Raw genomic sequence first — 15,072 nt, forward strand, 5'->3', positions numbered from 1 at the left:
GTCACGCCCGTACGCAGTCTTCACAAGGCCCGACTTTCGGTCAGAGCCCTCCGCCTGAAATAGTTCCTCCCGATGTTCGACATCCCTAGACTCCCCATCGATGGGGGCTAGCTCGGGGGACAACTCAGTGGGGCATGGAGTGCCGGAACTCGTACTGGAAATGAATGGCAGGACCTGGACGCTGGATGCGTCCAGGCCGTACACCCTCGGACGTGATCCGCAGGGGGATATCTCGCTCGACGACGCCAGGGTGTCCTGGCGTCACGCGTCGATCAGCTGGAGCGGCCGCAGTTGGGTCATTGAGGACCACGGCAGCACCAACGGCACCTTTGTGCAGGGCCAGCGGATCCACCAGATGGAAATCGGCCCGGGTTCGGCGGTGCACCTCGGCAACGCGACCGACGGTCCGCTGGTGAACGTGTCCGGTGGTGCCGCGGGTGCGGCGGCCGCGGCCGTCTCCGCGCCGCAGCACGCCCAGCAGCAGGCCGCGCCGCAACACGCGCCCCAGCAGCATCAGCAGGAAGCTCCCGGCTGGGCCGCTCAGGCCCCGCAGCAGCAGGCGCCCCAGCAGCAGGCCCCGTACCAGGCGCAGCAGCAGGGGTGGCAGCAACAGCAGCAACAGCAGCCGCCGCAGCACCAGCAGCACCAGCCTCAGCAGCAGCACCAGCCGCACGTGCCCCAGCAGCAGGGTGGCCCGTCCGAGCAGTTCGCGCAGAAAGCTCCGGGTTCCGGCGGCGCCGCGGGGGCACCGCCGGTCTACGGCGACCGCAGCCCGACGACGTTCCACCAGCTGGCACTGGGCCGCAAGATGCGCATCGGTCGTGCGCTCGAGAACGAGCTGGTCGTCTCCGACCTGCAGGTCTCGCGCCACCACGCCGAGTTCACGGCGACGCCCGACGGCCGTTTCGAGATCCACGACCTCGGGTCCCACAACGGCACGTACGTCAACGGCCAGCCGATCGCGAAGTCCTCGACGGTCCTGATCGGCCCGAACGACATCGTCGGCGTCGGCCACTCGACCTTCCGCCTCGTCGGCGGACAGCTCGAGGAGTTCGTCGACACCGGTGACGTCTCCTTCTCGGCCCGTCACCTCACGGTCACGGTCGACGGCGGCAAGCAGATCCTCAAGGACGTCTCCTTCGGCGTCCCCGAGAAGTCGCTCATCGCGGTCATCGGTCCCTCGGGTTCCGGAAAGTCCACCCTGCTCAAGGCGCTGACCGGCTACCGGCCCGCCAACCAGGGCGACGTTCTGTACGACAACAGGAACCTCTACAAGCAGTTCGCGGAACTGCGTCAGCGCATCGGTCTGGTCCCGCAGGACGACATCCTGCACAAGGAGCTGACCGTCAAGAAGGCCCTCAAGTACGCGGCCAAGCTGCGCTTCCCCGCGGACACCACGGAGGCCGAGCGCGAGTCCCGCATCGACGAGGTCCTGCGCGAGCTCAAGCTGGACATCCACAAGGAGAAGAAGGTCACCTCCCTCTCCGGTGGTCAGCGCAAGCGCGTGTCCGTGGCCCTCGAGCTGCTGACCAAGCCCTCGCTGATCTTCCTGGACGAGCCGACCTCCGGCCTCGACCCGGGCATGGACCGCGATGTCATGCAGCTGCTTCGCGGCCTCGCCGACGACGGCCGCACGGTCCTCGTCGTCACGCACTCGGTCGCCGAGCTGGCGATCTGCGACAAGCTCCTGGTGATGGCGCCGGGCGGTTCTGTGGCGTACTTCGGTCCGCCGGAGGAAGCCCTCAACTTCTTCGGCTACAGCACCTGGGCCGACGTCTTCTCCGCCTTCGAGAACTACCGCGACTACGACTGGGCGGGCCGCTGGAAGGGCTCGCAGCACTACCAGATGTACGCCGCGGACATCGACGCCGTCGCCGCACAGTCCGTACAGATGGCGCCGCCCCAGGCTGTGCGGCCGCCGAAACCGCAGGGCTGGGGGTCACAGCTGTGGACCCTGATCCGGCGGTACGTCTCGGTGATCGCCTCCGACAAGGGCTTCCTGGGCCTGATGGTGATCCTGCCCGCGGTCCTCGGCATCGTCAGCGTCGTGATCCCGGCCGACTTCGGCCTCGGTCCGCCGAAGCCGCCGGTCAAGTTCAACGCCGACGCAGGCACGATCATGCTGATCCTCGCGGTCGGCATGTGCTTCTCCGGCGCGGCCAACTCCGTACGTGAGCTGATCAAGGAACGGGTCATCTACGAACGGGAACGGGCGACCGGCCTGTCCCGCTCGGCGTACCTGATGTCCAAGGTCATCGTCCTCGGCGTGATCACGGCCATCCAGGGCGTCATCATCTGCGGCATCGGCTTCGCGCCGCGCGACCTGCCTGCCGAGGGCCTGATCATGCCCCCGGCCGTGGAGATCTGCCTGACGATCATCGCGCTCGGCTTCACGTCGATGATGTTCGGCCTGGTCATCTCCTCGCTGGTGAAGACCTCCGAGAAGACCATGCCGCTCCTGGTGATGTTCGCGATCGTCCAGGTCGTCTTCACCGGTGTCCTCTTCCAGATCTACGGCTCGCCGGGCCTGGAGCAGTTCGCCTGGCTGATGCCGTCCCGCTGGGCCATCGCGGGCGCGGGCTCCACGCTCGACCTGGCGCACCTCATGCCGCCGTGGGACCCGAAGAAGCCGGGCGACCTCGATCCGCTGTGGGACCACTCGGTCGGCCAGTGGAGCCTGAACATCACGGTCCTGATCCTGCTCGGTGTCATCTGCGGCCTCGCGGTCGCGCGCCTGCTGCGCCGCCACGAGCCGGAGGTCATGCGCAAGTAACTGCGTCACGACGTACGAGAAGGGCGGCACCCCGTGTGGGGTGCCGCCCTTCGGCGTCTTGAGAACCTCGGCTTCGGCTGAAGAGGTCCAGTGATCAGGCGATCAAGGCTCAGTAGGCGCCGTTCACGTTGTCCATCGAGCCGTACCGGTCGGCGGCGTAGTTGGCCGCGGCCGTGATGTTGGCGACCGGGTCGTAGATGTTCGTCGAGGTGCCGTCGACGTGGTACGCGTTGAACGTCGGCTGGATGACCTGGAGCAGGCCGATCGACGGGGTGCCGTTGATGGCGTTGATGTCCCAGCCGTTCACGGCCTGCGGGTTGCCCGCGGACTCACGGATGATGTTGCGGTGCAGACCCTCGTACGAGCCGGGGATGCCCTTGGACTTCATGATGTCCAGGGACTGGCGGATCCAGCCGTCGAGGTTGTTGGTGTAGACGGGCTTGCGGGCGGCGGCGCGGCTCGCGGCCTCCTCGGCCTTGCGCTCGTCCTCGGCCTTCTTCTTCGCGGCGGCCTCGTCGGCGGCCTTCTTGGCCTCGTCGGCCTTCTTCTTCTCCGCGGCGGCCTTCTCGGCGGCGTCCTTGGCCTGCTTGTCGGCGTTGGACTGCTGCTTCGAGACGTTGGCGTGGACGGCCTGCTGCGCGTTGGCGCCCGCGGCGAAGGCCACGGGGGAGACGTCGCCGGCGGCCTGGGTGGTGGCCTCGGAATTGCCCGGCACGAGGGAGAACGCGAGGGCGGCGGCGCCGAGCGTGGCGACACCGGCGATCGAGAGCTTCTGGGTCTTGGTCACGGTCGAGCGACTATGGCCAGGAAGGCTGTGCTTGGACATGCGAGTTGGACCTCTTCGAATAGCGGAGGTCGCTCTGGTCCGGCTGGGGGACAGGTTGCTTCTCCGGCACAAACGCCGCGGTGGTGAGACCGCGGCGCCGAGCGACGGGAGCAATTCTTAGCGGCAGCAAAATTCTGTGGCAAAGGCGTGACGTACGAACCCGGATAGTGGATCAGGGGGTCGGGATGTGCCCTTTATGGCCATGGACCCCCCGAACATAAAGGGATTTCTTATCCACTAGGGACCTTCGTACGTGATGTGCGTCCTATGCGCGGGCTCACATCGAACACGTAACAGTCTCACCAGGAGTTGCCGTCGCAATGCTCTCGGTGAGGATCCTCATCCCGGAGGATGAGGTGGACGTCCCCGAACTCGTGCCACAGGTAGAGACGGCGTACCGCCTCCGCATAACCCCGCTCGACCGCCGCCCGCCCCGCGACGGCCTCCAGCATCAGCAGATGCGACGCCTCCGGCTCATGGAGCCCCGTCAGCAGGCCGTCCACCACACGCACCCCGCGCTCCGGGGTCACCACGAGCTCGGTCCTGCCCGCCGCCGCCCGCACCACCCCGTCGGACCCCGCGGCGGACTCCACGGCGCGCACGGCCGTCGTGCCGACCGCGACGACCCGGCCCCCGCCCGCCCGCGCGGCATTGATCAGCCGCGCCGACGTCTCCGGCACCTCGAAGAGCTCCGGGTAGGGCGGCTCGTGCGCCTCCTGCGACGCGACACCGGTGTGCAGCACCACCGGCGCGAACTGCACGCCCCTGCTCACCAGCTCCGCCACCATCGACGCCGTGAACGGCCGCCCCGCACTCGGCATCTCCGCACTCCCCGCCCCGTCGGCCGACGGCAGCCCGAACACGGTCTGGTAGGCGGCGAGCGGCTGGTCCCTCTCTGTATAGGAGTAACGAATGGGACGCCCGTGCCGCCGCAGCAGCGCGGGCACGTCGGCCGACACCCGCACCCACCACAGCCGCAGGCTCTGAGCCGCCATCGGCTCCTCATATACAAGGCGTACGTTTCCGGGGAGCCGCACCACCGAACCGGCCGGACCGCCACCACGCGCGCGTGTGGTGCCCTTCCCGTCCGGATCGCGCAGCTCCACCGCCCACCGCCCGTCCGCGCCCCGGGTGGAGAAGTGCACCACCACGCGCGCGTGCCCGAGTCTCCCGTCCACCGCCGCGGGCAGCGTCGTCGACGTGTTGACCACGAGCAGGTCCCCGGCCCGCAGCAGCGCGGGCAGCTCCGTGAAGGCGCGGTGCGTGACCTCGGTGCCCCGCGACACCAGCAGCCGCACCGCGTCCCTGCCGAGCCCCGCACCACGCTCCTCGGCGGGCACCCGGGCGACGAGGGAGTCAGGCACGCACAGCGGCGCGCCCAGGACGTTCACAGGGCACCCGCGGACAGCAGCGCGGACGCCGTGTAGCGCCCACTGGCGGGCCGCTCGGCGAGCAGCCGCACGAAGGCCGGTGCCACGGCCTCGGGCAGCGGCCTCCCGGACGGATCGTCGACGGGCACAGCGGCCCGGTACAGGTCCGTCCGCATGTCCCCGGGGTCGACGGCCCACACCCGGACCCCTGGCTCCTCCTCGGCGAGAACCGCGGAGAGCTGGTCGAGGGCGGCCTTGGACGCGCCGTACCCGCCCCACGTCCCGTACGCCTCGACGGCCGCGTCGGAGCTGACGTCGACCACCGCCCCCGCGGACTCCCGCAGCAGCGGCAACGCCTCCTGCACCAGCCCGAGCGCCGCCACCACATTGGTCTCCAGCGCCGCCCGCAGCCCGTCGAGCGCGAGCTCGTCCAGCCGTACGAGAGGCTCCGCACCCAGCGCGCTCGCGTTGTTCACCAGCAGATCCAGACCCCCGAGCCGCCGCGCCGCCGCCACCAGGTCCGCCCGGTGCCCCGCATCCGTGACGTCCCCGGCCAGCGCTTCCACACGCGTGCCGTACGTGCGCAGCCCGCGCGCCGACTCCTCCAGGACCTCGGCGCTCCGCGCGTCGAGCACGAGATCCCACCCGGACTCCGCGAGGGCCGCGCCCACCGCACGCCCCAGACCCTTCGAAGCCCCCGTGATGATTGCTACCGGCATGACATCCGTCCCCTCGGTTGGCTCGACCGGACCACCACCGTAGGAACGCCCACACCCCGGGCACCTCGTGCGGGAGCCGCAACTCCCCGGGGCCCTTCGCCCTAGTACCGGACCATCGACCTAGGCCCCGGGCCCTAGGCGGAGGCCTCCACAGGTCGGATACGCACTGTCACACCCCGCCGGTACCGTGTGACCATGAGTCAAGGACCCCGATCCGGCCTGACCGCGGTGAGCTCCGCGCTCCTCGCCATGAGCAGGCACCTTGAGGTGCGCGACGTCCTCAAGACGATCGTCGCCTCGGCCCGTGAGCTGCTCGACGCCGAGTACGCCGCGCTCGGGGTCCCGGACGACCACGGCGGCTTCGCCCAGTTCGTCGTCGACGGCGTCAGCGAGGACCAGTGGAAGGCCATCGGCCCGCTGCCCCGGCAGCACGGCATCCTCGCCTCGATGCTCCAGAAGGGCGAGACCGTCCGCCTCGGCGACGTGCGCGAGGACCCCCGCTTCGGCGGCTGGCCCTCCGCCCACCCCGACATGTCCGACTTCCTCGGCGTGCCCATCCGCTCCGACGACGAGACGCTCGGCGCGCTCTTCCTCGCCAACAAGAACTGCCCCAAGATCCAGGGCACTTGCGGCTTCACCGAGGACGACGCGGAGCTCCTCGCGATCCTCGCCCAGCACGCCGCCATCGCCCTCACCAACGCCCGTCTGTACGAGCGCAGTCGCGAGCTGACCATCGCCGAGGAGCGCTCGCGCCTCGCCCACGAACTGCACGACGCCGTCAGCCAGAAGCTCTTCTCCCTGCGCCTGACGGCACAGGCCGCCACGGCCCTGGTGGACCGCGATCCGTGCCGGGCCAAGGACGAACTGCAGCAGGTGGCGGTGCTCGCCGCCGAGGCCGCCGACGAACTGCGCGCGGCCGTCGTGGAGTTGCGCCCCGCGGCCCTCGACGAGGACGGCCTGGTGGCCACCCTGCGCACGCACATCCAGGTGCTGCACCGCGCGCACTCCGCCCGGGTCACCTTCGAGAGCAACGGAGTGCGGGCACTCCCCGCCTCCCAGGAAGAAGCCATGCTGCGGGTCGCCCAGGAGGCCCTGCACAACGCTCTGCGCCACTCCGGCGCGGAGCACGTCGCCGTGCTCCTGGACAAGCGCGGCGCCGGTGCCGCCCTGCGCGTGGTCGACGACGGCTCGGGCTTCGACCCGAAGTCGATACGCCGCGCGGGGCGCCACCTCGGCCTGGTCTCCATGCGGGACCGGGCGAGCGGGGTCGGCGGACGGCTGACCGTGGAATCGGAGCCCGGCAAGGGCACAACGATCGAGATGGAGGTCCCCGGTGGCTGACGCGGTGCTCAATGCGAAGACTGGGATCCGGGTGCTGCTGGTCGACGACCACCAGGTGGTCCGCCGAGGCCTGCGCACGTTCCTGGAGATCCAGGACGACATCGACGTCGTCGGAGAGGCTTCGGACGGCGCCGAAGGAGTCGCGCAGGCCGAGGAGTTGAAGCCGGACGTCGTCCTGATGGACGTCAAGATGCCCGGCATGGACGGCGTCGAGGCGCTGCGCAAGCTCCGCGAACTGGCCAATCCCGCGCGCGTGCTCATCGTCACCAGCTTCACCGAGCAGCGCACGGTCGTCCCGGCCCTGCGCGCAGGCGCAGCGGGGTATGTGTACAAGGACGTCGACCCGGACGCCCTCGCCGGAGCCATCCGCTCCGTGCACGCGGGGCACGTGCTCCTGCAGCCCGAGGTGGCGGGCGCGCTGCTCTCCCAGGAGGAGACGGGCGGCGGCCAGGGCAGGGGCGGTTCGCTCACCGAGCGCGAGCGCGAGGTCCTCTCCCTGATCGCCGACGGCCGCTCGAACCGGGAGATCGCCCGCGCCCTCGTCCTCTCCGAGAAGACCGTCAAGACACACGTCTCGAACATCCTGATGAAGCTGGACCTGGCCGACCGCACCCAGGCCGCGCTCTGGGCCGTACGCCATGGCGTGACCGGCTGAGCAGGCCACGAGCCCGGTGCGGGGGCGGCTCCGGAGCGCGCCAGGAGCGTCGACTTGCGGTCTGAGATTCATACCGTCGTGTGGATGTCCCCCGGATGGCGTATCCCCCGGGGCGGTCGAGCGTTCTCCAGTGCGTGCTGCGGCGGCTGGCCGCAGCTTCTGCTCAGGAGGATCGTAGAAGTGAAGAACCTCAAGAAGGCCGCTGCCGTCACGATGGTGGCCGGTGGCCTGGTTGCGGCCGGCGCCGGCATGGCTTCCGCCCACGGTGGCGCGCAGGCCGACGGAGTCGCCAAGAACTCGCCCGGCGTCGTCTCCGGCAACCTGGTCCAGGCCCCGGTCCACGTCCCGGTGAACGTCTGCGGCAACACCGTCACCGTCATCGGCGGCCTCAACCCGACGTTCGGCAACGTCTGCGAAAACCTCTGATCGCACCCTGCGAGCAGCACACCCCCTGACCCCGCCACCGGGGTCGCCCATGTCAGCAGGAGGAGCACGTCCCATGAACAGCATCGCCAAGAAGGCCGCCCTGGCCGTCGTCGCCGCCGGTCTCGCCGCGGGCGCGTCCGCCGGAGTCGCGTCCGCCACCTCGGACGCCCAGGCCGACGGCGTCGCCACGAACTCCCCGGGCGTCGGCTCCGGCAACCTCGTCCAGGTGCCGATCGACATCCCGGTCAACGCCACCGGCAACAGCGTGAACGTCATCGGCGTTCTCAACCCGGCGTTCGCCAACCACACGGTGAACCACTGAGGCACACGCCCCAGCGCGGCCCCGCGGACCTCACCGGTCCGCGGGGCCCGCGGCGTTCCCGGGCCCCGCCGGTCACGGCAGCGGGCTCAGCGCCCGCCCCGCTCCCGCTCCTCGACACTCGAGTTGTACGCGGCCACCTGCGCCCTCCGCGCCGTCCGCTCCACCGGCCGCAGCGCCTGACCCCGCGCCGCCATCTCCGACGCGCTCACGGCACCGCCGGGCCCGTTCTCGTACGCCAGTGAGATCAGCAGACCGATCCGCTGAGCCAGCTCCAACACCCGTACCGCACGCGGCGGATAGCCGGGCGCCAGCAGCTCGCGCCCCCGCTCCGCCCGCGCCCGGTACGCGTCGAGCGCGGCCTCGGCCACCGGTCCCGACCCGGCGACGTCCAGCCGGGACAGCACCTCCGTCGCCTCCCGCAGGGCCTCCGCGAGCTCACGCTCCGCCTCGCCGAGCGAGGGCACATCGGCGGGCGGTGCCTCGCGCACGGGCAGGCAGTGCCAGACGACCTCCACGTGCACGTCGCCGTCGGGCCCCGCCTCGTACACCTCGGGCACGAGCCCGTACGGCGCGCCGAACCCGACGACGGCTTCCTCCGCGTCCAGAGCACGCGCATTGAACTCGGGCGGCCCGCTCAGCCCCAGGGGATGCCCCGGTGCGGGCAGCGCCACCCGCAGCCCGGTCACCCCCAGGGAGCGCAGCCGCCCCATGGCGAGCGTGAGCCCGACCGGGCCCGGCTCCCCGGGAAGTCCTTCGACCCGGTGCACCGCGTCGTCGCCGACCATCGCGAGCACGGCGTCATCCGGAGAAACAAGTCCGGCCAAAAGGGCATTTCCCCATGCGGCCAGGCGTCCTGAGCGTGGTTCCGAGAGCATGCACACAGCCTAAGGACCGGGCTCACGACAGGAACGGTCGGCCGGTGGCGTAGGTTTTATCCGGGGGCCGCGTCCACAGGCGCGAGCGACGACCAAGACTGCAATGGGAGACAGCGCGCTCATGAGCGATGTACTGGAGCTTGAGGACGTATCTGTGGTCCGCGAGGGCCGGGCTCTGGTGGACCAGGTCTCCTGGTCGGTCAAGGAGGGCGAGCGCTGGGTCATCCTCGGACCGAACGGCGCGGGCAAGACCACCCTCCTCAACGTCGCGTCCAGCTACCTCTACCCGAGCACCGGCACCGCCACCATCCTCGGCGAGACCCTCGGCAAGCCCGGCACGGACGTCTTCGAACTGCGCCCGCGCATCGGCGTCGCTGGCATCGCGATGGCGGAGAAGCTGCCCAAGCGGCAGACCGTCCTGCAGACCGTGCTCACCGCGGCGTACGGCATGACCGCAGGCTGGCACGAGGACTACGAGGACGTGGACGAGCAGCGCGCCCGCGCCTTCCTCGACCGCCTCGGCATGAGCGACTACCTCGACCGCAGGTTCGGCACCCTCTCCGAGGGCGAGCGCAAGCGCACCCTGATCGCCCGCGCCCTGATGACCGACCCCGAGCTGCTGCTCCTCGACGAGCCCGCCGCGGGCCTCGACCTCGGCGGCCGCGAAGACCTCGTGCGCCGCCTCGGCCGCCTCGCCCGCGACCCGATCGCCCCCTCGATGATCATGGTCACGCACCACGTCGAGGAGATCGCGCCCGGCTTCACACACGTCCTGATGATCCGCCAGGGCAAGGTCCTCGCCGCGGGCCCGCTGGAGCTGGAGCTCAGCTCCCGCAACCTCTCCCTCTGCTTCGGCCTTCCGCTGGTCGTCGAGCAGAAGAACGACCGCTGGACCGCCACGGGTCTTCCGCTCAGCTGATCGGTGCCCTGTCCCGAAAGGGACCTGCGGTCCTACCATGACCATGTGGACATCGACGCATGGGTGTGGTGGCTGATCGGGGCGGCCGCGCTCGGAATCCCGCTCGTACTGACCGCGATGCCGGAGCTCGGCATGCTCGCCGTGGGCGCCGTCGCGGCCGCCGTGACCGCGGGCCTCGGCGGCGGCACCGTGCTGCAGGTCGTGGTCTTCGCCGCGGTCTCGGTGGCGCTCATCGCCGTCGTGCGCCCGGTCGCGACCAGGCACCGCTCCCAACGGCCCGAACTGGCGACGGGCGTCGAGGCGCTGAAGGGCAGATCGGCCGTCGTCCTCGAACGGGTCGACGGCTCCGGCGGCCGCATCAAGCTGGCGGGCGAGATCTGGTCGGCCCGCTCACTCGACACCGACCGCGCCTACGAGGCGGGCCAAGAGGTCGACGTCGTCGAGATCGACGGAGCGACAGCCGTCGTCATGTGAATGACCCACGGTCCGTACGACGGTCTGACAGACTCGACCAGCAAGATCTTCGCGACGCGCGGGATCTTCCGGGAACACCGAGGCACGAAGGGTACGGGGAGCCACGATGGAACCAATCATCATCGTCCTGATCATTCTGGTGGTGCTGGTTTTCATCGCCCTGATCAAGACCATCCAGGTCATTCCACAGGCCAGCGCGGCCATCGTCGAGCGCTTCGGCCGCTACACCCGCACGCTGAACGCCGGACTGAACATCGTCGTCCCGTTCATCGACTCGATCCGCAACCGCATCGACCTGCGTGAACAGGTCGTCCCCTTCCCGCCCCAGCCGGTGATCACCCAGGACAACCTGGTGGTCAACATCGACACCGTCATCTACTACCAGGTGACCGACGCCAGGGCGGCGACGTACGAGGTCGCCAGCTACATCCAGGCGATCGAGCAGCTCACCGTCACCACCCTGCGCAACATCATCGGTGGCATGGACCTGGAGCGGACCCTGACCTCCCGCGAGGAGATCAACGCGGCCCTGCGCGGCGTCCTCGACGAGGCGACCGGCAAGTGGGGCATCCGCGTCAACCGCGTCGAGCTCAAGGCGATCGAGCCGCCGACCTCCATCCAGGACTCGATGGAGAAGCAGATGCGCGCCGACCGTGACAAGCGCGCGGCGATCCTCCAGGCCGAAGGTGTCCGGCAGTCGGAGATCCTGCGCGCCGAGGGCGAGAAGCAGTCCGCGATCCTGCGCGCCGAAGGTGAGGCCAAGGCGGCCGCCCTGCGCGCCGAGGGCGAGGCCCAGGCGATCCGCACGGTCTTCGAGTCCATCCACGCGGGCGACCCCGACCAGAAGCTCCTCTCCTACCAGTACCTCCAGATGCTCCCGAAGATCGCCGAGGGCGACGCCAACAAGCTCTGGATCGTGCCCAGCGAGATCGGCGACGCCCTCAAGGGCCTCGGCGGGGCGCTCGGCAACTTCGGCCCGCTGGGCGGCGGCTCCGGCGGATCGGCCCCCGCCACCGAGCGCCGCGAACAGCCACCGATCGACTGATACGCCGGTCGTCCGACCCGGCGTACGACGAACCCCGCGCCCCTCCGAGGAGGAACGCGGGGTTCGTCGTACGTCCACCGGCCACTCTGCCGTCCGGCATCGCGACTATGCGGCGGGCTGGGCCAGCCAATCGGGCAGCGAGGCCAACTCGTCCCTGCCGAGCGACAGGAGCATCGCGTCTGCGGGCGTCGGCTCGAACGGCTGCCGCAGCAACGGCATACCGGCCTCCTCCGGAGTACGGTCCGCCTTGCGGTGGTTGTCCATCGCGCACGAAGCCACCGTGTTCAGCCAGGAGTCGGCGCCGCCCTGCGACCGCGGCACCACGTGGTCCACCGTCGTGGCACGCCTGCCGCAGTACGCACACCGGTGCCGGTCCCGGACCAGCACACCCCGCCTCGACCACGGCGCCTGTCTTCGGAACGGCACTCGCACGTACCTGCACAGCCTGATCACCCGGGGCACGGGGATGTCGATCGCCGCGGCGCGCACACGGAGTCCGGGGTGGGCGTGTTCGACCACGGCCTTGTCCTGGAGCACCAGAACGACGGCCCGGTTGAGCGACACCGTCGAGAGCGGCTCGAAGCTCGCGTTCAGCACCAGCGTGTCCCGCATCAACCTGCCCACCTCCCGTATGCACCGGCCCACCGCCTGGCGGGCTGGGATCAACTCTGGCCGGGCACGCCGAGATGGACAACGCAATAAAAAATGCCCGCCTCTGATCACTTCCATGACCAGGGGCGGGCAAACAATCGGTGAACGCTCCGTACTCGAGAGCCGCTCAGCTCTCCGCGGGAGCCGCGTACTCGGCGATCACCTGGGCGCGCGCCAGCGTGTGGAACCGGAGGTTGAAGCCCACGAACGCGGGCGGGGCGTCCGAGTCGGGACCCAGCTTCTCCTGGTCCACCGCGTACACGGTGAACACATAGCGGTGCGGCCGGTCGCCCGGAGGCGGCGCCGCACCCCCGAAGTCCTTCGTCCCGAAGTCGTTGCGCACCTGCACCGCACCCTCGGGCAGCCCCTCGAACTTCCCGCTGCCCGCACCGCCCGGCAGCCCGGTCGTCGAGACCGGGATGTCGAAGACGGTCCAGTGCCAGAACCCGCTGCCCGTGGGGGCGTCCGGGTCGAAGCACGTCACGGCGAAGCTCTTGGTCTCCGGCGGGAAGCCCTCCCACCGCAGCTGCGGCGAGGTGTTCCCGGCCGCGTGGACCTGAGCGTCCTTGAGGACCGCACCCGGCTCGAAGTCCTCGCTCACGACCGTGAACGACGGCACGGGCGGATGGAAGTCATGGGGCAGCGGCGGCCTCTTGAGCTCGCTCACGTCGGCACCTCCTGGTTGATTGCTGGTCCTCGCTGATCCTCTCCGAGCCTAGAACCAGTTGCGCTTGCTGCCGACCTGGGACAGCCACTCGTTCAGGTACGCCGCCCAGTCGGTGCCCTGGAAGTCGTTCAGCCCGACCTTGAATGAACGGAACGAGTCACTGCCCTCGCTGAACAGACCGGGCTTCTTGTCCATCTCCAGGACGACGTCCATCTCGCGGTCGTCGGCGACGAAGCTCAGCTCGACCTGGTTGAGCCCGCGGTACTGCTGCGGCGGGTAGAACTCGACCTCCTGGTAGAAGGGCAGCTTCTGCCGCGTGCCGCGGATGTGACCGCGCTCCATGTCCGCGCTCTTGAAGCGGAAGCCCAGCTGGATGAAGGCGTCCAGGATGGCCTGCTGCGCCGGCAGCGGGTGCACGTTGATCGGGTCCAGGTCACTGGAGTCCACGGCGCGCGCGATCTCCAGCTCGGTGGTCACACCGATGTTCATGCCGCGCAGCTGCTGCCCGTCGATGCTCGTGACCGGGGTCTCCCAGGGGATCTCCAGGGTGAACTGCACGGCGTGCACCTGGTTGGCCTGCAGCGTGAAGGCGCCGCCGAGCCGCACCTTGGTGAACTCGATGTCCTGCTTGGTCTCCTGGTCGTTGCCCTCGACCTCGACCCGGGCCTGCAGACCGACGGAGAGACCCTCGATCTCCTGGTCCACCGAGCCGCCCTGGATCCGCACCTCACCCTGGACGACGCCGCCCGGGACCACGTTGACCTCGGCCAGCACGGTCTCCACCGAGGCGCCGCCGGCACCCAGACTCGCGAGCAGCTTCTTGAACCCCATGACACTCCATCCCCAGGCCGCCGCCTGTGGCTCGTCTCGACGTGAATACTTGATCGATAGATACGCGAGGGAACGGTGCGCGGTTCCGCACCATCCCCGGTCAACCGAGCGGCCCTTGGGCCCCCCGAGAACGTAGACCATGTGCACTACGCTCGTACGGCATGATCGCGAGCCCTGACCGTACGCCTCTCACCCGGGACTTCTTCGACCGACCGGTCCTGGAGGTCGCCCCGGATCTGCTCGGCCGCATCCTCGTACGTGAGTCGGCGGACGGCCCGATCGAAGTCCGCCTGACAGAGGTGGAGGCGTATGCGGGGGAGGTCGACCCCGGCTCCCATGCCTACCGCGGCCGCACCGCCCGCAACAGCGTGATGTTCGGACAGCCCGGCCACATGTACGTCTACTTCACCTACGGCATGTGGCACTGCATGAACCTGGTGTGCGGTCCCGAGGGCATGGCCAGTGCGGTCCTGCTGCGCGCGGGAGAGATCACGGAGGGTGCTGAGCTGGCCCGTAAACGTCGACTCTCGGCCCGTAACGACAAGGAACTGGCCAAAGGCCCCGCACGCCTGGCCACTGCCCTCGACGTGGATCGACGGCTCGACGGCGCCGACGTCTGCGCGGACCCGTCCTCCCCCTTCACCGTGTTGACCGGGGCTCCCGTCCCGTCCGACCAGGTCAGCAGCGGACCTCGCACGGGCGTAGCGGGAGAGGGCGGCGTTCACCCGTGGCGCTTCTGGACGACCAACGACCCTACGGTCAGCCCTTATCGGGCCCATACGCCTCGGCAGCGACGAACTTGACGCAGCGTTGGTGCCTCCGTAATGTAGTCCGAGTCGCTTGAACCGGGTACGGCAATCTGCCAGCAGCCGGAAGCGGCCAACCACTACCTAACATCTTCCCCTCGGCGGGGTCTTATTCGGCGTGCCCGCATGCCCGAATTCGAACTCGCGGAACTCGATTATGAGTTGCGGAGGGAATCCGCTAAAGTAGTGAACACGCCGAAAGGCATAAGGCCCTCCAACGGCCACCGGAAATGAAATCCGAACCGGAAACGGAACGGAAAACGGATCTGGTAGAGTTGGAAACGCAAGAACAAAAGAAACACCGAAGGGAAGCGCCCGGAGGAAAGCCCCAGAAAATGTTCTGTGGGTGAGTACAAAGGAAGCGTCCGTTCC

At 69.4% G+C, this 15,072-nt stretch carries 16 protein-coding genes; 9 read left to right on the forward strand and 7 right to left on the reverse strand.

Going from position 1 to position 15,072, the window contains the following annotated elements; translation table 11 throughout:
- Nucleotides 1–160: 160 nt before the first annotated feature.
- A complete protein-coding gene (locus tag ABZV77_RS41845) occupies nt 161–2,773 on the forward strand; it encodes an FHA domain-containing protein (protein WP_356268509.1) in 2,613 nt (870 codons plus the stop codon).
- Between the two features lie 109 nt (nt 2,774–2,882).
- Here ABZV77_RS41845 and ABZV77_RS41850 read toward each other — a convergent pair whose 3' ends face one another.
- From ABZV77_RS41850 to ABZV77_RS41860, 3 genes are all read right to left on the reverse strand, one after another.
- On the reverse strand, nt 2,883–3,599 hold the full coding sequence (locus ABZV77_RS41850; protein WP_356268511.1) for a transglycosylase SLT domain-containing protein: 717 nt from the start codon (nt 3,597–3,599) through the stop codon (nt 2,883–2,885).
- A gap of 299 nt (nt 3,600–3,898) precedes the next feature.
- Nucleotides 3,899–4,981, reverse strand: coding sequence for an S-adenosylmethionine:tRNA ribosyltransferase-isomerase (locus ABZV77_RS41855; RefSeq protein ID WP_356268544.1), 1,083 nt, complete (start codon nt 4,979–4,981; stop codon nt 3,899–3,901).
- 5 nt (nt 4,982–4,986) lie between these two features.
- The gene (locus ABZV77_RS41860; protein WP_356268513.1) at nt 4,987–5,688 is read right to left on the reverse strand and encodes an SDR family oxidoreductase; all 702 of its coding nucleotides are present in this window, start codon (nt 5,686–5,688) and stop codon (nt 4,987–4,989) included.
- Nucleotides 5,689–5,883: 195 nt separating this feature from the next.
- Here ABZV77_RS41860 and ABZV77_RS41865 point away from each other — a divergent pair, with 195 nt between their 5' ends.
- From ABZV77_RS41865 to ABZV77_RS41880, 4 genes are all read left to right on the forward strand, one after another.
- Entirely contained in the window at nt 5,884–7,029 is a 1,146-nt protein-coding gene (locus ABZV77_RS41865; RefSeq protein ID WP_356268515.1) for a GAF domain-containing sensor histidine kinase, read from the forward strand.
- Complete coding sequence (locus ABZV77_RS41870) at nt 7,022–7,684, forward strand: response regulator transcription factor (RefSeq protein WP_356268517.1); 663 nt, start codon at nt 7,022–7,024, stop codon at nt 7,682–7,684. Before ABZV77_RS41865 ends, ABZV77_RS41870 begins: the two co-directional genes overlap by 8 nt.
- A gap of 180 nt (nt 7,685–7,864) precedes the next feature.
- Nucleotides 7,865–8,110 carry a chaplin gene (locus tag ABZV77_RS41875; protein ID WP_356268519.1) on the forward strand — a complete coding sequence of 82 codons (246 nt, stop codon included), beginning with the start codon at nt 7,865–7,867 and terminating at the stop codon, nt 8,108–8,110.
- A 73-nt stretch (nt 8,111–8,183) separates the two neighbouring features.
- Nucleotides 8,184–8,432: a chaplin gene (locus ABZV77_RS41880; protein WP_356268520.1), complete on the forward strand. Its 249-nt coding sequence runs from the start codon at nt 8,184–8,186 to the stop codon at nt 8,430–8,432.
- Between the two features lie 86 nt (nt 8,433–8,518).
- Here ABZV77_RS41880 and ABZV77_RS41885 read toward each other — a convergent pair whose 3' ends face one another.
- Complete coding sequence (locus ABZV77_RS41885) at nt 8,519–9,307, reverse strand: hypothetical protein (protein WP_356268521.1); 789 nt, start codon at nt 9,305–9,307, stop codon at nt 8,519–8,521.
- Between the two features lie 121 nt (nt 9,308–9,428).
- Between ABZV77_RS41885 and ABZV77_RS41890 the strand changes: the two genes are divergently transcribed.
- The 3 genes from ABZV77_RS41890 (at nt 9,429) to ABZV77_RS41900 (ending at nt 11,745) form a co-directional block, all read left to right on the forward strand.
- Nucleotides 9,429–10,226 carry an ABC transporter ATP-binding protein gene (locus ABZV77_RS41890; protein WP_356268523.1) on the forward strand — a complete coding sequence of 266 codons (798 nt, stop codon included), beginning with the start codon at nt 9,429–9,431 and terminating at the stop codon, nt 10,224–10,226.
- A 45-nt stretch (nt 10,227–10,271) separates the two neighbouring features.
- On the forward strand, nt 10,272–10,700 hold the full coding sequence (locus ABZV77_RS41895) for an NfeD family protein (RefSeq protein ID WP_356268525.1): 429 nt from the start codon (nt 10,272–10,274) through the stop codon (nt 10,698–10,700).
- Between the two features lie 106 nt (nt 10,701–10,806).
- The gene (locus ABZV77_RS41900; protein ID WP_055569440.1) at nt 10,807–11,745 is read left to right on the forward strand and encodes an SPFH domain-containing protein; all 939 of its coding nucleotides are present in this window, start codon (nt 10,807–10,809) and stop codon (nt 11,743–11,745) included.
- 105 nt (nt 11,746–11,850) lie between these two features.
- Here the strand turns inward: ABZV77_RS41900 and ABZV77_RS41905 are convergent, their stop codons facing one another.
- From ABZV77_RS41905 to ABZV77_RS41915, 3 genes are all read right to left on the reverse strand, one after another.
- Entirely contained in the window at nt 11,851–12,357 is a 507-nt protein-coding gene (locus ABZV77_RS41905) for an HNH endonuclease (protein WP_356268527.1), read from the reverse strand.
- 166 nt (nt 12,358–12,523) lie between these two features.
- Nucleotides 12,524–13,063: a YbhB/YbcL family Raf kinase inhibitor-like protein gene (locus ABZV77_RS41910; protein WP_356268529.1), complete on the reverse strand. Its 540-nt coding sequence runs from the start codon at nt 13,061–13,063 to the stop codon at nt 12,524–12,526.
- Between the two features lie 48 nt (nt 13,064–13,111).
- Nucleotides 13,112–13,894 carry a sporulation protein gene (locus ABZV77_RS41915; RefSeq protein ID WP_356268531.1) on the reverse strand — a complete coding sequence of 261 codons (783 nt, stop codon included), beginning with the start codon at nt 13,892–13,894 and terminating at the stop codon, nt 13,112–13,114.
- Nucleotides 13,895–14,055: 161 nt separating this feature from the next.
- Between ABZV77_RS41915 and ABZV77_RS41920 the strand changes: the two genes are divergently transcribed.
- Entirely contained in the window at nt 14,056–14,697 is a 642-nt protein-coding gene (locus ABZV77_RS41920; protein WP_356268533.1) for a DNA-3-methyladenine glycosylase, read from the forward strand.
- Nucleotides 14,698–15,072: the final 375 nt, after the last annotated feature.

The sequence above is a fragment of the Streptomyces sp. NPDC004732 genome (assembly GCF_040609235.1).
Classification (GTDB): domain Bacteria; phylum Actinomycetota; class Actinomycetes; order Streptomycetales; family Streptomycetaceae; genus Streptomyces.